This is a genomic window from Rothia sp. 110740021-2 (assembly GCF_054263775.1).
On sequence record NZ_JBSZFE010000002.1, the window covers coordinates 1 to 17,034 of the forward strand.

Annotated in this window: 12 protein-coding genes; all 12 read right to left on the reverse strand. The window is 56.5% G+C overall.

Going from position 1 to position 17,034, the window contains the following annotated elements; translation table 11 throughout:
- Window positions 1-376: 376 nt before the first annotated feature.
- Window positions 377-1,681: a tyrosine--tRNA ligase gene (tyrS, locus tag ACUXHH_RS06000; RefSeq protein WP_005507861.1), complete on the reverse strand. Its 1,305-nt coding sequence runs from the start codon at window positions 1,679-1,681 to the stop codon at window positions 377-379.
- 172 nt (window positions 1,682-1,853) lie between these two features.
- The gene (locus ACUXHH_RS06005) at window positions 1,854-4,148 is read right to left on the reverse strand and encodes a HelD family protein (protein WP_458391034.1); all 2,295 of its coding nucleotides are present in this window, start codon (window positions 4,146-4,148) and stop codon (window positions 1,854-1,856) included.
- Window positions 4,149-4,350: 202 nt separating this feature from the next.
- The gene (locus ACUXHH_RS06010) at window positions 4,351-4,926 is read right to left on the reverse strand and encodes an adenine phosphoribosyltransferase (RefSeq protein ID WP_458391035.1); all 576 of its coding nucleotides are present in this window, start codon (window positions 4,924-4,926) and stop codon (window positions 4,351-4,353) included.
- Between the two features lie 134 nt (window positions 4,927-5,060).
- Complete coding sequence (locus tag ACUXHH_RS06015) at window positions 5,061-6,650, reverse strand: AMP-binding protein (protein WP_458391036.1); 1,590 nt, start codon at window positions 6,648-6,650, stop codon at window positions 5,061-5,063.
- A 148-nt stretch (window positions 6,651-6,798) separates the two neighbouring features.
- Entirely contained in the window at window positions 6,799-7,284 is a 486-nt protein-coding gene (locus ACUXHH_RS06020; RefSeq protein WP_279742174.1) for an arginine repressor, read from the reverse strand.
- A 396-nt stretch (window positions 7,285-7,680) separates the two neighbouring features.
- A complete protein-coding gene (locus ACUXHH_RS06025; RefSeq protein WP_279742173.1) occupies window positions 7,681-8,433 on the reverse strand; it encodes a hypothetical protein in 753 nt (250 codons plus the stop codon).
- A 192-nt stretch (window positions 8,434-8,625) separates the two neighbouring features.
- Window positions 8,626-11,196, reverse strand: coding sequence for a phenylalanine--tRNA ligase subunit beta (pheT, locus tag ACUXHH_RS06030; protein ID WP_458391037.1), 2,571 nt, complete (start codon window positions 11,194-11,196; stop codon window positions 8,626-8,628).
- Between the two features lie 3 nt (window positions 11,197-11,199).
- The gene (gene pheS, locus ACUXHH_RS06035; protein WP_279742171.1) at window positions 11,200-12,327 is read right to left on the reverse strand and encodes a phenylalanine--tRNA ligase subunit alpha; all 1,128 of its coding nucleotides are present in this window, start codon (window positions 12,325-12,327) and stop codon (window positions 11,200-11,202) included.
- A gap of 235 nt (window positions 12,328-12,562) precedes the next feature.
- The gene (locus ACUXHH_RS06040) at window positions 12,563-13,084 is read right to left on the reverse strand and encodes an ABC transporter ATPase (protein WP_279789242.1); all 522 of its coding nucleotides are present in this window, start codon (window positions 13,082-13,084) and stop codon (window positions 12,563-12,565) included.
- A 272-nt stretch (window positions 13,085-13,356) separates the two neighbouring features.
- Window positions 13,357-14,679 carry an iron uptake transporter deferrochelatase/peroxidase subunit gene (gene efeB, locus ACUXHH_RS06045; protein WP_458391038.1) on the reverse strand — a complete coding sequence of 441 codons (1,323 nt, stop codon included), beginning with the start codon at window positions 14,677-14,679 and terminating at the stop codon, window positions 13,357-13,359.
- A gap of 129 nt (window positions 14,680-14,808) precedes the next feature.
- Complete coding sequence (efeO, locus tag ACUXHH_RS06050; protein ID WP_458391039.1) at window positions 14,809-16,026, reverse strand: iron uptake system protein EfeO; 1,218 nt, start codon at window positions 16,024-16,026, stop codon at window positions 14,809-14,811.
- Window positions 16,027-16,164: 138 nt separating this feature from the next.
- On the reverse strand, window positions 16,165-17,001 hold the full coding sequence (efeU, locus tag ACUXHH_RS06055) for an iron uptake transporter permease EfeU (protein ID WP_458391040.1): 837 nt from the start codon (window positions 16,999-17,001) through the stop codon (window positions 16,165-16,167).
- Window positions 17,002-17,034: the final 33 nt, after the last annotated feature.

Consider the following 17,034-nt stretch of genomic DNA (forward strand, 5'->3'; position numbering starts at 1 on the left):
GACACTAGAACCCCTAGTCAGGAAAGGATAAGCTCCTCAAAAGTTCTTCGAAAAAAGTTTAAAAACCTTCAAAAGAACCCAAAAAACCTGCAGAATACCCTCTCGGAGCATCCACACAGAACAGACAGCGCCCATCAAACAACCAGGCAGCGCCGACCAACTCGAGAAGCGTACAACGGAGGAACACCTGGACAGCAAAGATACAGAACGACATATATTTAGAGCCTCTCCTGACGAAGGGGCTCTACATATATAGGGGACAGAAAAGGAGGAGCACTCCCCCACCGAACTGTCAGTACCAAACACTCAGTACTAAACACTCAGCAGAGAAGACCCCTCCCCTTCTATATATCGAGAAGACTAAATCAACTCTGTATTAGATAAGCTCTACAGCACCCTGGTTCTTCTTGCCACGGCGAACCATCGCAAAACGACCGTGCAGCAGATCATCCTTAGAAATAGCTGCGTCCTCGCCCTGAACCTTCACACCGTTCACCGAAGCACCGCCTTCCTTCAGAATGCGACGAGCCTCAGAGTTAGACTTCGCAAAGCCCAGCTCAGTCAGAACAGAAATCATGTCCAGACGATCCTCGGACAGCTTAGCTGAAGGAAGCTCAGCAACCACAGACTCCAAGGTAGCCTCATCCAAAGCAGCGAAATCGCCCTTACCGAACAAAGCCTCCGAAGCAGCCACAGCCTGATCAGTAGCCTCAGTACCGTGAACCAATGAAGTCACCAGGTATGCCAGAGTCTTCTGCGCCTCGCGCTTAAACGGCTCCTTCTCAACCTTCTCCGCAAACTCAGCAATCTCAGCACGAGTCAAGAAAGTAAAGACCTTCAAACGATCCAGCACATCCGCATCCGCAGTGTTCAGCCAGAACTGGTAGAAAGCGTACGGCGAGCACATCTGCGGGTTCAGCCAAATAGCGTTACCCTCGCTCTTACCGAACTTAGTGCCATCAGAGTTAGTAATCAGCGGAGTACCAATAGCGTGAACGCTCTTACCCTCCACCTTACGAATCAGCTCAGTACCGCTCGTCAGGTTACCCCACTGATCAGAACCACCGGTCTGCAGAGTACAACCGAAACGACGGTTCAGCTCCAAGAAGTCCAAGCCCTGCAGAATCTGGTACGAGAACTCAGTGTACGAAATGCCCTCATCAGAGTTCAGACGCTTCGCAACAATCTCCTTCTTCACCATGGTGCCCACGCGGAAATGCTTACCAACATCGCGCAGCAGCTGCAGAGCAGACATCTGACCGCTCCAATCCAGGTTATTCACCATACGAGCAGCGTTCTCACCCTCGAAAGATAGGAAACGCTCAATCTGAGCGCGCAGAGACTTAACCCACTCAGCAACAACCTCAGGAGAGTTCAGCACACGCTCAGAAGTCTGACGCGGATCACCAATCAAACCGGTGAAACCACCTACCAGACCCAGCGGCTTGTGACCAGCAAGCTGCAGACGACGCATCACCAGCAGCTGCACCAGGTGGCCCAGATGCAAAGAAGCCGCAGTCGGATCATAACCCGTATAGAAAGTCAGGCTCTCCTCGCTCAGCGCCTTCTCCAGAGCAGCCTCATCAGTGCTCACGTGCACCAGGCCGCGCCACTTCAGCTCCTGCCAAATATTCTCGAAGGTATCGTCATTATGCTGCGCGTTGAGGATCTCGGCAGACATGCTTCTCCCATTCACAAGGTAACAACGCCCGAAGGCGCTCGAACAAAATATGTAACAAGCCTAGCACCGCACCAGCCCAAACGCTCAGAAAAAACCAAGCGAGCGCCCAAACCGGTGCGGAACCGGCTCAAAGAAATAGAAATAACCGATAGAGGCTACACGAGCCACAAAGCTACAGACCTGCAGGCATCCGCGAACCCACCATGTGCAGGCGCTGAGTCGGACGAGTCATCGACACGTACAAATCACCCACAGCACCATCAGCATCATCAATCAGCTGCTGCGGCTCAACAATCACCACAACATCAAACTCCAGCCCCTTCGCCTCCCACGGAGTCAAAACCAGCACCTGACTCTCCAACGCTGTCTGCGCAGTACCCGTACGATCAGAATGAGCACGAGCCACAGCCTGAACCGTCTGAACATACAGGCTCGGCGGGCACACCACACCAATCAGAGCACCACCCGAATGAGCGACCTCCTCACTGACCACAGACACGGTCTGCTCCACAACAGACTCGGAAACAACCTCATGAACCAGCGGAGCCCAACGGCCCTCACGCACCGCACGAGGCGCAGACACCTCATAGCCAGCAGCCTGAGCAACCGACACCGCCCCCTCAGCAATCTGAGCCGGAGTACGGTAATTAATCGTCAGCTCCTCCAGAGTGAAACGCTCACCCACAAACGGCTCCAATGCCTGCGACCACGACGAAGCAGCCGCAGCAGAAGAAGCCTGAGCAATATCGCCCACAATCGTGAACGACTTCATCGGACAACGACGCATCAACAGACGCCACTGCATAGGCGAGAGCTCCTGAGCCTCATCCACCACAATATGACCATACGCCCACGTACGATCAGCCGACGCCGCAGCCGCAGCAGTCATACGCTCGCCACGAACCTCATTCATCATCGCAATCTGCTCTGGAGTAATCACGCCATCGGCGCCAATATCCTCCAGCGACTGGTGAACATTCTCCAGAGCCTTCGCCGCATTCTCAAGGTTCGCACGATGCTCCGCCGCAGCACGAGCCGCAGCAGCCGCACCAGTCACCTTCGAAAAATCACCCAAAAGTTCAGCAGCCTCATCCAACAGAGGAACATCAGCCTCCGTGAAAGGGGCATCCGCCGGGCGAACCAGCAGCTCACGCTCAGCCTTCGACAACTCACGAGTCGCAGACTCCAGGTAGTGCGGCCTCGAGAACAGCGAACGCAACAGAGTCTCCGGCGACAGCGGCATCCACGCCAAGTTCAAGGCACGACGCACATCCATCGAGGCACGCACATCATCCTGCAGATACGGACGCTCCACCACACGACCCGCCGCACGGTTCAGCTGATCATCCAGCTTCGCGGTCAGTTCCTTCAACAGAATCTTCACGAACGTCTCACGAGCCTCATTATGCGGCTTGCCAGTCGAACGAGCGCGAGAACGAGCCGAACGAACCATCTCCGGAGTCAGCTCAACATCAGTACCCTCAACATTCAGACGCTGAACCTGAGCCGGCACCTTCTGACGATCCGCCACCGCACGCTTAATAACCTTCACCATGCGCAAATCGCCCTTCAACGCAGCAACCGCGCGATCCTTCTCAGGCACAGCACGCAAACCCGGGTACAGGGTCGCCAACGAAGACATCACCACGCCGGTCTCACCCAGCGAAGGAAGCACACGTTCGATATACCACATGAACGAATTCGACGGACCAACCACCAGCACGCCAGCCTTCGACAGGCGCTCACGGTTCGTGTACAGCAGGTACGCCGCACGATGTAGCGCCACAGCAGTCTTACCGGTACCCGGACCACCCTGCACAACACGCACACCCGGTAGCTCCGAGCGGATAATAGCATCCTGCTCAGCCTGAATCGTCGCCACAATATCGCCCATGCGGCCCGTACGCTTCTTATTCAACGCCGCCAACAGAGCACCCTCACCGTGGAGAGTGTCCTCATCCTGCAGCATCTCCGAATCGAAGACCTCATCCTCAATATTTACGACAGTGCGGCCCTCAAGCATCAGGTGACGGCGGCGGCGCACGCCCATCGGCTGAAAGGCAGTCGCCTGATAGAACGTACCCGCCTCCGGGGCACGCCAGTCCATCAGCAGACGCTGCTGATTGCTATCCGTAATACCAATACGACCGATATATCGCACCGCATCAGCGCCCTCACGGTCCATATCCAAACGACCAAACGTCAGACGAGAATCCACAGCATTCAGCTGCGCCAAACGATCCTCATAGTGAGTAGCAAAAGAGTCACGCTCCGAACGGTTCTGATGACCGCCCACCGCCTGATTATTACGAACAGCAGCCAGCATCTCAGCCGTCTCCTCACGGAGCTTATCCAGACGAGCATACACGCGAGCAACATACTCACGCTCCGCAGCCATCTGCTCGGCAAACAGCTTCTCAGCCGCCGAAGAATCAGCAGACTTCTGGGGTAGAGATTCAGATGACACGTAAGCTCCTTAAACCTATAGTGTCTCAAAGACAGGGTGCGACAGACACCCAAAAATACGGGTCACTATTTTACAGGACAGGCTCCGAAGGGCAGAAATATTGCCCCCATAGAAAAGTACCCCACCGGTTCAACCGGCGGGGCACCCCTCATCAATATCAGCTACACACACCCAAACGGCGGTAGCCTCAAACTCTATAAAACTACTTCGACGGCAGCGGATACTCACACACCAAGCTCAGCGTCTCAAGACGGTAACCGTCCAACGCCTCACGACCGCCCAGGCCCTCCAGCTCCAGAAGAGCGCCAACGCCGGCAACCTTCAGGTTCGCGCGCTCCACCAGCTTCGCGGCAGCCACCAGGGTACCGCCAGTCGCCAGCAGATCATCCAGCAAAAGAACACGGGTGCCCGGCGCGAAATCATTACAGTGAATCTCAATCGCAGCGCTACCGTACTCCAGTGCATACTCCTCACGGTACGTCTCACGCGGAAGCTTACCCGCCTTACGAACCGTCATAATGCCAGTGCCCGTAGCGTATGCGAGCGCAGAAGCCAGCAAGAAACCGCGAGCCTCAACACCAGCCGCCACATCAAACTGACCCTCAAAACGAGCAGCCAGCTCATCAATGCACGCCTTGAACACCTCAGCATTAGCGAAGAGAGTGGTCACATCGTAAAAGAGGATACCCTCGTGCGGGTAATTCGGAATTGTAGCGCAAGCAGCCGGAATCAACTGCTCAATAGGGGTTCGCGAAGCCTCAGAAGCGGGAACGCTCATGCTCTCTCTTTCGTGAAGGGGATAGCCCCGGAAAAACCGTCCGGGAACAATAGCGCGGTAGAAGCCGCCTACAAGATTCTACCCTCTTCATCTACAGTTGTCCTCAGATGAGCACCAAGAACTCCCTATCGGAATTAGCCCCGCTGAATCAAAACCCGCAAGTCACGCTTAAGAATCTTACCGGTCGGGCCCAAAGGCATGCTCTCCACCATCACGTAGCGGCGAGGGTACTTATACGCCGCCAAACGAGTACGAGCCAACGCATTCAACTCCGCCTGCAGCACACCCTCATCAGCACCCGGACGCGGCATCACCACGGCGACAACCTCCTCGCCCACTCGCTCATCCGGCACGCCCAACACCGCTACAGACTGCACCTGCTCATGGGTATAGAGAACATCCTCAATCTCACGCGGATACACCGAATAGCCGTTACGCAGAACCATGTCTTTAATACGATCCACAATAAAAATATTGCCCTGCTCATCGACACGAGCAACATCGCCGGTCGCAAACCACTCGCCGTCAAAAACCTCAGCAGTAGCCGCCGGGTTATTCCAGTAGCCAGCCATCACGTTCTCACCGCGCACCCACAGCTGACCGCTCACACCCGGAGCGCACTCGGAGCCTTGCGGGCAACGGACCTGCACCTGCACACCCGGCAGCACACGACCCACCGAACCGAGCACCATGCCAAACTCCGCCTGATTAAACGAAACCACCGGCGACGTCTCACTCAAACCGTAGCCCTCATATACCGGGCACTCAATCAGCATTTTCAACGCAGAATGCACCGGCGCAGGCAACGGCGAACCGCCCGAAATACCGAAACGGATGCAACCACGCAGCGAGCGTGCACGCTCAGGCTCAGCCTCCAGCGCCGCCGCTAACGACACATACATGCTTGGGACCGCAGCCAACACCGACACCCCTGCACCCTCAATCAGATTCAGCGCACCATCAGGGGTAAAACGTGGCAGCAAAGCCACAGTAGCCGACGCCGCAAACGCCGCGTTCATCGAAACCGTCTGCCCAAACGCGTGGAATAGCGGAAGTCCACCAAAAATGACATCCTCAGCGGTAAAACCAAAAACGCTGACACAGCTACGAGCATTCGAGAGGATATTCGCGTGGGTCAGCGTCGCACCCTTCGGTTTGCCCGTCGTACCCGAAGTGTACAGAATAATCGCCGGCTCGCTCACCGCCACCGGGACAGGCTCCAGAACAGTAGCCAACAGCGCACTATCGGCAGGCGTATCAAAAGGAGCCACCGGCGAGCCCTCTCCCCCGGTGAAAATCTCGCAATGAACCGAACCGTTCTTCACCGGAACCGTCGAGGATGCCACCGACGCCAGACGAGTACCCGCAAAAGCAAAAAGTACCTTCGCCCCGCTATCGCGCAGATGATACTCCAACTCAGCACCCGACAACAGCGGATTCAACGGAACACAAATCGCACCCGCAGCCACAATGCCGTAATACAGCGCCGGCATCAACGCCACATTCGGCATAGACAACGCCACGCGGTCACCACGCCCAACACCGAGCGCCGCCAAATGACGCTGAACCTGCGCGGCCGCAGACGCCAACTGCGCGTAGCTCACTACCCGCACATCAGCAGAGTCAGAAGCCGGAATCGCCAAAGCTGTCTTAGCTCCCGAACCAGAAGCAGCCTCCGCCAAAAGGTAGGCAATATTGTTCGCTGAATCGTGCATTTCAGACATAATAGAAAACTCTCACCACAGAAAAATCGGTATATCTAGAAAAGAAGTCGAGCTAGAAGCCCGGCAAAAAGCCCGAAGACAGCAGAAGGGCGTACCTTAAACCGCTCTCCCGAAACATCAGAAGAACAGGCAAGATACGCCCCAGCTACTACTGAGCAGCAGACCAATCCAAGAAGCTCTCGGCAAGCGCAGCCCCACCATTGGGGTCACGAGTAACCACTATTACCGTATCGTCACCGGCAATAGTACCCATAATCGCTTCGAGACCGCCCTGATCAATAGACGACGCCAAGAACTGCGCAGCACCCGGAGGAGTACGCAGAACCGTAATATTTGCCGAACCCTCAGCGGTAATCAGCAGTTCCTTAAACAGGGAAATCATACGGGCGTCAGGTGCAGTACCGCTGCCACGACGAGCAGGGTAATTCGGCACAGCATAAATCAGGCCAGCGCCTTCATCACGGATGCGCTCAGCGCCAATTTCAACAAGATCACGGGAAAGGGTGGCCTGAGTAACCTTCATACCATCATCGGTCAGGTACTGCGCCAGTTCAGCCTGGGAGCGGACACGTCGGGTCTGCAGCAATTCAACGATGCGTGCCTGACGCGCGATCTTGGTCGAGGGGAAAGGCATAATATCTCTTCTTCCTACGGTGCCAATCACGAATTCAGAACGGAGCTGCCCAACGGTGGCGCAGCGCAACATTCTTTACTACCCAAGATAATACATATGCACATAAATATGCGCACCAAATATGGATTATTCCAAGATATGGGGGAAATTTCAGGGTTTATCTCACCAACTGTCACGCAAAACGCCGTGAATGTAGCGTGTATCTACACATTCAGGCGCATAACCTCGCAATGAATGCATAGCATGCAAGAACATTGTGGACTGGTCCGCTGCGCCCATCAAGAGGCCTCCGGCAGGTGAGCACAAAAAAGGAGCCCGCCTCCAGCACACCACGTGCACCAGAAACAGGCTCCCTCAACAAAACATCAACCGGTCAATCCTCAAGATTCAGAACGCCTAGCGCTCATCCTCCACCAGACCATCCAGGTCCTCATACTCGACATCGCGCGAACGGCGGTTCAGCCACACAGCAAAACCCATACCCAGCAGAAGCACCAGCACCGAACCAACAATACTTGCGATACCGGCAAAGCGCTCAGCATTCACGCTGTCCTCAGTCACAGGCTTCAACGTGCCCTTCTCAGCGGTATACACAACTTCAAGGCTACCGTTCTTCTCCACCAGCAGGCCGTCCACCTCACGCGGGAACTCGGAGGGAACATCTCCAGTCTGCGAACCTCGGAACTCAATCGGAGCCCCCGAAGTCACCTGATACTTATCCTTCAGGTTCGACACATACGTCTTACCATTCAGCGCATCATCAGCCGGCAGGTTGCCCTTATAGCGAGCCACATTACCCTTCGTAATCAGGTCAGGAGTCAAATCCTGATAAGTGCCCTGAATAACCCAGCTCTTGCCAGCATACTCGGCGTTATTATTCACCGACGCAAAAGCACGAACACCCACAACAGCCAAAACAATAGAAAGAATAACCGCAACAACAGCAGAAAGAACCGACAGCCAATTCACGCCCGGACGGTGATCCAGCTCTTCCTCACTCATCGCGAAAAGAGAGGAGTTCTCTTCCTCATCGTCGTCGTAATCCTCGGGCTCGTCGTACTCCTCATACTCAGAATCTTCAAAGTAGGTTTCTTCGACCTCAGGCTGCGACAGCTCATCCTGTTCGCGCGAGTTCTCTAGATTAGCCATTACTCTCTCCCTCACTTCATCTATCCTCTAGGGTACCCATAACCACATGAGTTCATCAATGAAAGCGCTTATCAACGCTTCATAAACCAACCCAACAGATAAACCCACCACGCAACGCCAAAAGCTACGGGGCGGGAGCCAACAACTCCCACCCCGTCAGCACTAAGCGTTACGTCATAGGGTCAGCCCCGGTTAGACACGCGGTTCCGCACCCAGCTGCTCAACAGTCGCAGCCACAGCAGCCTCACGAGCAGCCGACGCCTCATCAGCAGTTAGCGTACGATCCGGCGCACGGAAACGCAGAGCAAACGCCAAAGACTTCTTTGACTCATCAATACCGACACCTCGGTAATCATCAAAGACGCGGATATCCTCCAGCAGCTCACCAGCGCCCTCACGCAGAACACGCTCCACTTCAGAAGCAGGCAGATCGCGGCCCACCAGAAGCGCCACATCCTGAGTAGCAGCCGGGAACGTCAGCACCGGAGTAGCCTGACGCGCCTCAACACGATCAGCAAACAGCGCCGAGAAATCCAGCTCAAACGCGCAGGTACGCTCCGGCAGGTTCAGCTCCTGCAGTAGCTTCGGATGCAGCTCACCAGCGAAACCAACACGCTCACCAGCAGCACTCAGAACCTCAGCCACACGGCCCGGGTGGAACGCGGTATGCACACCGTTACGCACCTGAATCTCAGCCGAAACAGCGGCAGCAACCAGACGCACAGCGTCCAGAGCGTCACGCCAATCGTAAGCGCGCGGAGCAATGCCGGGCATTACCTCATGTTCAGTACCAGCAAACAGGCCACCAATGAACGTGGGCTGCTGCGGAATACCGGCATTCAAATCAACCAGAACCTCATCCGAAGGACGAGCACCCAGCGGCGGAATAGACTCCGAACCCAGCTGCTCACCCGGAATGAACACGTGACCCGTCTCAAAAATAGCCAGGTTCTTGAAACCGCGAGACAGGTTACGCTTCAAAACCTCAACCAGGCCAGGCAGCAGCGAGCGGCGCATCCAGCCCTCAGCCGAAGAAATCGGGTTCTCCAGGCGAACCGAAGGAACCTCAGTTACCGGATTCTCAGGGGTGCTCACCCACGGAGCCGACCATAGGTTATTCGCATCAGCCGACACGAAGGGGTACGCGAAAACCTCAGTCAGGCCCGAAGCTGCCAGCGCATTCAGCGCACGACGCTTACCCGCCTGCTCCGGAGTGTAACCGCGACCCGCAGGAGCCACCGGCAGAGTCGAGGGGATGTTCTCGTAACCGTCAATACGTGCGATTTCCTCAGTCAGGTCCTCCTTCGCACGCAGGTCAGTACGCCATGACGGGACAGTCACCGCGTAACCAGACTCGGTACGCTCCACCGAGCAACCAATCTCACGTAGGCAAGACTCAATCTGCTCCGGCGAGTAATCCACGCCAATACGACCGGCAGTGTAATCAGCAGGCAGGTCAATCACGACCGGCTCATAGCCAAGTGACACATCAGTAACGCCCGGCTCAGCCTGGGCGTCAGCCAGCTTAACCAGCAGCTCAACCGCACGCTGAGCAGCCGCAGTCTGAATCTGCGGATCCACGCCACGCTCAAAACGCTTCGAGGACTCAGAAATCAGCTTGTGACGGCGAGCAGTACGAGCAACCGACACCTCATCAAAACGAGCAGACTCCACCAGAATGCGGGCGGTCGAATCGGTCACCTCAGTCGAGGCGCCACCCATCACACCGGCAAGACCAATCACCCCGGAACCATCAGCAATGACAATATCCTCGGGATGCAGAATACGCTCGACACCGTCCAGGGTCACCAGCTTCTCACCAGCAGCGGCGCGGCGCACCACAATCTCACCCTGGACCTTGTCAGCATCGTAGAAGTGCAGAGGCTGACCGGTCTCCAGCATCACGTAGTTCGAAATATCTACCGGCAGCGACAGTGAACGCACACCCGCCAGACGCAGACGCGAAGACATCCAAGTCGGAACTGGCGCATCCGCCTTCACGCCCGACACCTCACGCATCACAAAACGAGTGCATGCGGGGTTACCGTGAATCGGGGCCTCATCACGCAGAGAGACCGCGTGACCGGACTTGTTCGCCTCCGGGGCACGCTCGCCGTACGCCAGCACAAAATCCTCAAAAGAAGAACCGGTAGCGTGGCACCACTCGCGAGCGATACCGCGCAGAGAGAACGCGTAACCGCGGTCCGGAGTCACGTTCACCTCAGCAGCCTGATCGCACAAGCCCAGCAGCTCCATCGCATCGGTGCCGACCTCCGGGTCCAAGCCCAGGGTCGAAAGCACCAGAATGCCACCGTGATCATCGCCAATACCCAGCTCACGGGTAGAGGCAATCATGCCAGCCGACTTATGACCATAGGTCTTACGGGCGGTAATCGCGAAACCGCCGGGCAGAACAGCACCGGGCAGGGTCACAACAACCTTGTCACCGGGCTTGAAATTGTGGGCACCACAAATAATGCCCTGCACTCCGGAAGGCTCAATGCCCTTACCGGTCAGAGTCTGCTCCTGGCCCTCCGGAACAACACGCACCTGGCACCAATTCACGGTCTTGCCATTAGAGTGGGTCTCCGGCTCCATAGAGAGCACCTGACCAACCACAATCGGGCCGGACAGCTCATCAGAGGGGCGGTGAACGTCTTCTTCTTCCAGGCCAACCTTCACCAGGGTTGCCATCAAATCTTCAGCGGAAGCATCCTCAGCTACAGGCACGAACTCGCGCAGCCATGACAGGGGTACACGCATAATTTAGATCTCCATCCCGAACTGTTCAGAGAAACGGATGTCGCCTTCAACCATGTCATGCATGTCAGCGACGTTGTTACGGAACATGAGGGTACGTTCAATACCCATACCGAAAGCGAAGCCCGAGTACTCCTCAGGATCAATACCCGCAGCACGCAGAACATTCGGGTTCACCATGCCGCAGCCACCCCACTCAATCCACTGCGGGCCGCCCTTAGCGTTCGGGTGCCACAAATCCAGCTCCGCGGAAGGCTCAGTGAACGGGAAGAAGTTCGGGCGCAGGCGAATCTTAGCGTCCTCACCGAACATGGCGCGTGCCATATACTCCAGGGTGCCCTTCAGATCAGCCATGGTCAGGCCCTTATCCACGGCAAGACCCTCAATCTGGTGAAAGACCGGGGTGTGGGTCGCGTCCAGCTCATCGGTGCGGTACACCTGACCCGGGCACACAATGTACAGCGGCAGATCACGCGAAAGCAGCGAGCGCATCTGCACCGGCGAAGTGTGAGTGCGCAACAGCAGGTGAGCGGTCTTCGGCTCAACGTAGAAAGTGTCCTGCATTTCGCGTGCCGGGTGGTCCGGCTTAATGTTCAAAGCGTCAAAGTTGTACCACTCAGACTCAAGCTCCGGGCCGTCAGCAACTTCCCAGCCCATACCGACGAAAATGTCGGTCAGGCGCTCCTGCATCAGAGCAATCGGGTGGCGACCGCCCAGGGAACGGCGAGCCGAAGCAGCAGAAACGTCCACAGCTTCCTCAGCCAGGATGCGAGCCTCACGCTCAGCCTCCAGCTCAGCGGTGCGAGCCTCAATAGCCTCAGTCAGGGCGGCACGAGCCTGACCCATCAGCTTACCCACCGGGCCCTTGTGCTGGTTCTGAAGATCACGCATCTGACGGTTAGCGATGCTCATGATGCCCTTCTCACCGAAGAAGCTCAGGCGCACCTCCTTGAGGCTGTCAAAGTCCTTAGCCTTCTCGCGAATCTCCTGCTTGGCACGCTCACGCTCAGCCTCAAAGGCCTCACGGATAGCGTCCAAACCGTTCTCGGGGTTCTCCTCCAGAACCTGCGCAATGCGGGCGAGAACCTGAGCCGGGCCGTTAAGACCCTCGTGTTCCTGCACGGAATCGGTCATTGTCACTCTTCTCTGCATACCACCGGCCGAATGCCGGCTGGCTCGTTATACAACTTAGGCAGCACCGTCTGCTCTCTCCCGACTGCCCGCACAGGGTGCGGAACAAAGGTAGGCGACGGGCGCATATCCTATCCATTTTAGACCAGAGAAGGAAGCGCAAACAGCAGAACGCCCGGATAATCCATCCGGGCGTTCTAGAGTATATCTTTTCAACAATAGGGTTGAAGGGGTGCTTCTACTTCAGAGCCTGCTTTACAGCAGGGTCGAAAGAAGCACGAATCCACAGCACGTTCGCAATGAACCATGCCGCGTACAGGGGCACAAAGCCGTAGCGCTGAGCGTCAATAACATTACCAATCAGAGACATAATCGCCACGAACGCACCCAGAATTGCAAAAACCAGACCGACGGTTAGGCCCTGACGCTTGCCCTTCTGAATCGTGAAGTACACCCAGATGTACACAACCGCAGAAACGACCAGCAGAGCGATACCGCCGACAATACCAAACTGCGGCAGCCCATGTAGCGGGGACAAGTTACCCGGCGCCAACGAGGAAATAACACCGTGGATAAAGCAGAGCAGTGCGGAGACAATCATAATCTCCTGCAGACGCAGAATCTTCGGGTGCTTGGTCGGCGAGTGGAACAGAATTCCGCGCGGCTCAGCGCCGCCTTCCTGAATATAAATAGCTTGAGTGTCCGAGGGAACCGCGTCGGAGCGGTAGGCGCCCGGATCAAACGGGGGTTGAGCAGTCATCATTGTCTCCCAATACGTATGTGATTTCTCCCTCAATACTACCCGCCTACCGGTTGGTTTCCAAAGTATGCCCCCGTGTTGAAACCATATATGACAAAATCCCCTCCCTCACAAAAACCCACAAAGAGACAATCCAGGCACCCCCAACACCCGCAAAATAGTGGCTGTGCACGCATTAACAAGAGAAGGCAGGAGGTGACAGCACCTCCTGCTTTCAACAGCATAAACACGCCGCTTAGCAAGCCTAAGCAGGCGCTAGTCCCACACATCCACTAGTTGAAAAGACCCGAGCAGATGTAGTCGTTCTCATCCTTCACACCCGGAGGCACCGCAAACAGCCCACTACCGGTATGACGCAGATACTCACTCAACGCATCCGAAGAAGTCATCGTGCTCAGCATCGGAATAAAATGCGTGCGCGGATCGCACACGTACGCAATGAAGAACAAACCAGCATCCAGGCGGCCCAATTCATCAGTACCATCCGTGTAGTTGAACCCGCGGCGCAACATCTGCACACCCTGATTCTGGTCAGGATGCATCAGACGCATATGCGAATCTGCTGGAATCAGAGGACCCGAGCGGCCCTTCTCCGAAAAGTTAGGAGCCGTGAACTCGTCACCACCAGACAGCGGCGCGCCACTGACCTTAGTGCGGCCCACAATCTCCTCCTGCTCACGCAGACGAGTGCGGTCCCACGTCTCAATATTCATACGGATACGACGAGCAGCCAGATAGCTACCACCCTCCATCCATGCCGGGCTATTCGCCGAATTCTCAGAAGAAGTCCACACATGCTTCTTCAGCAGATTCGGGCTCTCCACCTTCAGGTTATTTGTACCGTCCTTGAAACCGAACAGGTTACGAGCCGTCACCTGGCTCGTCGAGGTCGAAGAAGTACGACCAAAGCCCTGCTGATTCCATGCCACCACAGCGCGACCGCCAGCAATGCGAATCAGATTACGAATCGCATGGAACGCCACCTGCGGGTCATCCGCACAAGCCTGAATGCAAATATCACCGTTGCTACGCTTATCTTCCAGCGCATCACCGGTCATATGAGGGATGCGGACCAGCGCCTCCGGGAGCTTGCTCGCAAAGCCAAAGCGATCCTTACCCTCATCATCAACGAAGAAGCTACGACCCAGCCCAAAGGTGAGGGTCAGGTTCGCGGCAGACAGGTCCATCGCCTCGCCGGTGTCCTTAGGAGGCGCCTCATAGGAGCGGTCCTCCCCCACCAGCTCACCCACCTGCAGCTTCGCAGCAGCGGCACTCCATTCCTTGAACAGGGACTGGATTTCATCACGGTCGGTAGTCTTCAGGTTCAGCGCCGCAAAGTACATGCGGTCCTGAACCTCAGTAGAGATGCCGCTCTGATGCTCCCCGTAAAACGAGTGGGAATCTTTCACAGCGGTCGAGGAAGCACTCGCAGAAGTCTGCGCGCTGGAATTGGAGGAGCAGCCGGCGAGCGCGCCAAGGGCACCCAAGGCACCGGCACCAGCCAGTGCGGCACCGAGAGCACCGCGGCGGGAGGTGCCCGCAGGCTTAGCTTCGGGGGCTATTTCCGGGGTGTGGTGGTTAGATTCGGTAGGCATGGGAAGGCCTTTCGTATGATGTGTGAATAATGAATAATGCGCCCGTGCCGGGCAGAGACCCGAATCAACCGTAGTCCCCACCCGGCATCACCCGCATTCAAGCGCAGTGAGGTATCAACCCGCAGGGTACTACTTAGTACCCGCGCCGGTCACAACCTCAGTCATCTTCGAAACCGGCTCGGAGAGCGCCTCGACAGCATCGGACAGCTCACGCACCTGTTCCTTGGTCAGCTCATCGTAGGAAGCGAAACCGTTGCCCTTCTTGTGGTGGTTCAGCAGCTTCTGCACGGCGTCGAACTTCTTCTCGATGTCCTCCGCCAGCTTCGGGTCCTTCTGCTTCAGAATCGGCAGAACATCCTCGTAGGCCACGCGGGCACCATCAATATTGCCCTGGAAGTCGGAGAGGTCGGTGTGCGACCAGGTTTCTTCCTCACCGCTAATCTTGGTGTTTACCACTTCGTCCAGCAGTTCCTTGGCACCGTTAGAAATCTGGAAAGCCTCAAGCTTGAACTCGGAGGAGTGAACCTCGTCGTAGAGCTTTTGAGTGTCAGCAACAAGCTTCTTCGCCAGCTCAGCGCGCTCCTGCTCAGTCAGCGGAGTGTATTCCTTACCACCATTCTTCTCAGCGGTGGGCTGCCACAGGTCCTTCTCAATCTTGTGCCAGCCGGTCCACTCCTTGCCCTCCTCCACGTCTGTTTCACGTGCATCCAGGGCGGGGTCCAGGTCACCGAAGGACTCAGCCACCGGCTCAATGCGTTCGTAGTGCAGGCGTGCGGAAGAGTACAGAGCCTTCGCTTCTTCCGCCTTACCGGCGGTGTACAGCTCAGCGAACTGCTCAGTCTTAGTCTTCAACGACTCCACCTGGTCCTTGACGTAGGCGGTGTACTGGGCAACCGCGGTATCGCGCAGGGCCTGCTCATCAGCGGAGATAGTTGCCGCGTTCTCATTCTTGGTCACGGTGAAATTACCCTGGATACCGTCACCCACCATGCCGGGCTTGCACGCAGTCTTGTAGCTGCCCTCACTCAGTTCCACGGTCAGGTCGCGGCTGAGGTTCGGACCGATATTCTCCACCTCGGAGATAATGCGCAGACCGTCAGAGCCAAGCACATAGAACTCGTTGACCTTAGTGCCCTCATTTTTGACTTTAAAAGTCACCTTGCCAGCCTTCGCAGTGGTCACCGAGAGCTTGCATGCAGTGTCGCTAGCGCTGACGTTAATGACACCATCGGACGCCGCAGATCCCGAAGCGGAGGATGCCACGTTCTGATTGTTCGGGGTGCAACCGGTCAGGGCGAGGGCACCAACCGACAGCAGTGCGCCAGCGGAGGCGAGAGTCTTACGCATTGATTCTCCTTATGTATGGTCCCGTGAAGGGTAAATATATGAATGAATAGTGAGGGTTCGCGGCCAGTCATTGCCGCAAAAATCTAAGGGTGCTTCCCTGACAATGTGGAGGCTAGTTTCGGTTGAGGACGCCGTCTATTAGGCTGCAGCCTTTTCGTCTTCCGGCTTCTTAGCCGATGCCTTCAGCCCCGGACGCTGCGCACGGATAAACAACGGCATCACAATGCCCACGTACAGGATCCAGGCGCCCGCCTCAAGCCAGGTGGTGGTCGAAGACAGGTTGAATACAGCCTTCAGCAGTGTGCCAACAAAACCGCTCGGGTCGATATAACGGTAGGACTCAAACGCGATGTTGTTCAGACCCGGCAGGATAGCTGCCTCCTGCAGGTCGTGAATACCGTACGAGAGTACGCCCGCCGCCACAATGACCAGGAACGCGCCGGTAATCGTGAAGAATCGGGAGAGGTTAATACGCATCATGCCGCGCATCATGCCCCACGCCATGACAACAGCGATTGCGATACCGACCAGCGCACCGAGCATGGGGATTGCGTTAGCCTCCTGACCGGAGGTGCGGGTAGCCGACCAGATAAAGAGAGTGGTCTCCAAGCTTTCACGGCCCACGGAGAGCGCTGCCAGCAGAACCACAGCCCAGACGCTGGTCTGCACAGCGTCCAGTTTGCCCTTGAGCTCGGCGGAGAGCATGCGGGCGTTTTCAGCCATCCAGAAAATCATCCAGGTGACGAAGCCAACCGAAATGATGGACAGGGAACCACCGATGGCTTCCTGCGCTTCGAAGGTGAGGGTTTGGGGGCCGAAAGTCAGCAGGGCGCCGAAGCTGAGGGACAGCAGCACCGCCACACTGACGCCAGCCCACATCGGGGCCAGCAGGTGGGTGCGCTGCGTTTTGCGGATGTAGGCGAGCAGGATACCTACGACCAGAGCCGCTTCGAGGCCCTCACGTAGGCCAATCAAAAAGTTTCCGAGGAAGGCCCCCAAAAGTTCATC

Bases quoted from the DNA above. Each gene is read 5' to 3' on its own strand.
- pheT (WP_458391037.1), bottom strand. From the start codon at position 11,196: ATGCGTGTACCCCTGTCATGGCTGCGCGAGTTCGTGCCTGTAGCTGAG.
- pheS (WP_279742171.1), bottom strand. From the start codon at position 12,327: ATGACCGATTCCGTGCAGGAACACGAGGGTCTTAACGGCCCGGCTCAG.
- efeB (WP_458391038.1), bottom strand. From the start codon at position 14,679: ATGCCTACCGAATCTAACCACCACACCCCGGAAATAGCCCCCGAAGCT.
- ACUXHH_RS06040 (WP_279789242.1), bottom strand. From the start codon at position 13,084: ATGACTGCTCAACCCCCGTTTGATCCGGGCGCCTACCGCTCCGACGCG.
- ACUXHH_RS06015 (WP_458391036.1), bottom strand. From the start codon at position 6,650: ATGTCTGAAATGCACGATTCAGCGAACAATATTGCCTACCTTTTGGCG.
- ACUXHH_RS06010 (WP_458391035.1), bottom strand. From the start codon at position 4,926: ATGAGCGTTCCCGCTTCTGAGGCTTCGCGAACCCCTATTGAGCAGTTG.
- tyrS (WP_005507861.1), bottom strand. From the start codon at position 1,681: ATGTCTGCCGAGATCCTCAACGCGCAGCATAATGACGATACCTTCGAG.
- efeO (WP_458391039.1), bottom strand. From the start codon at position 16,026: ATGCGTAAGACTCTCGCCTCCGCTGGCGCACTGCTGTCGGTTGGTGCC.
- ACUXHH_RS06025 (WP_279742173.1), bottom strand. From the start codon at position 8,433: ATGGCTAATCTAGAGAACTCGCGCGAACAGGATGAGCTGTCGCAGCCT.
- ACUXHH_RS06020 (WP_279742174.1), bottom strand. From the start codon at position 7,284: ATGCCTTTCCCCTCGACCAAGATCGCGCGTCAGGCACGCATCGTTGAA.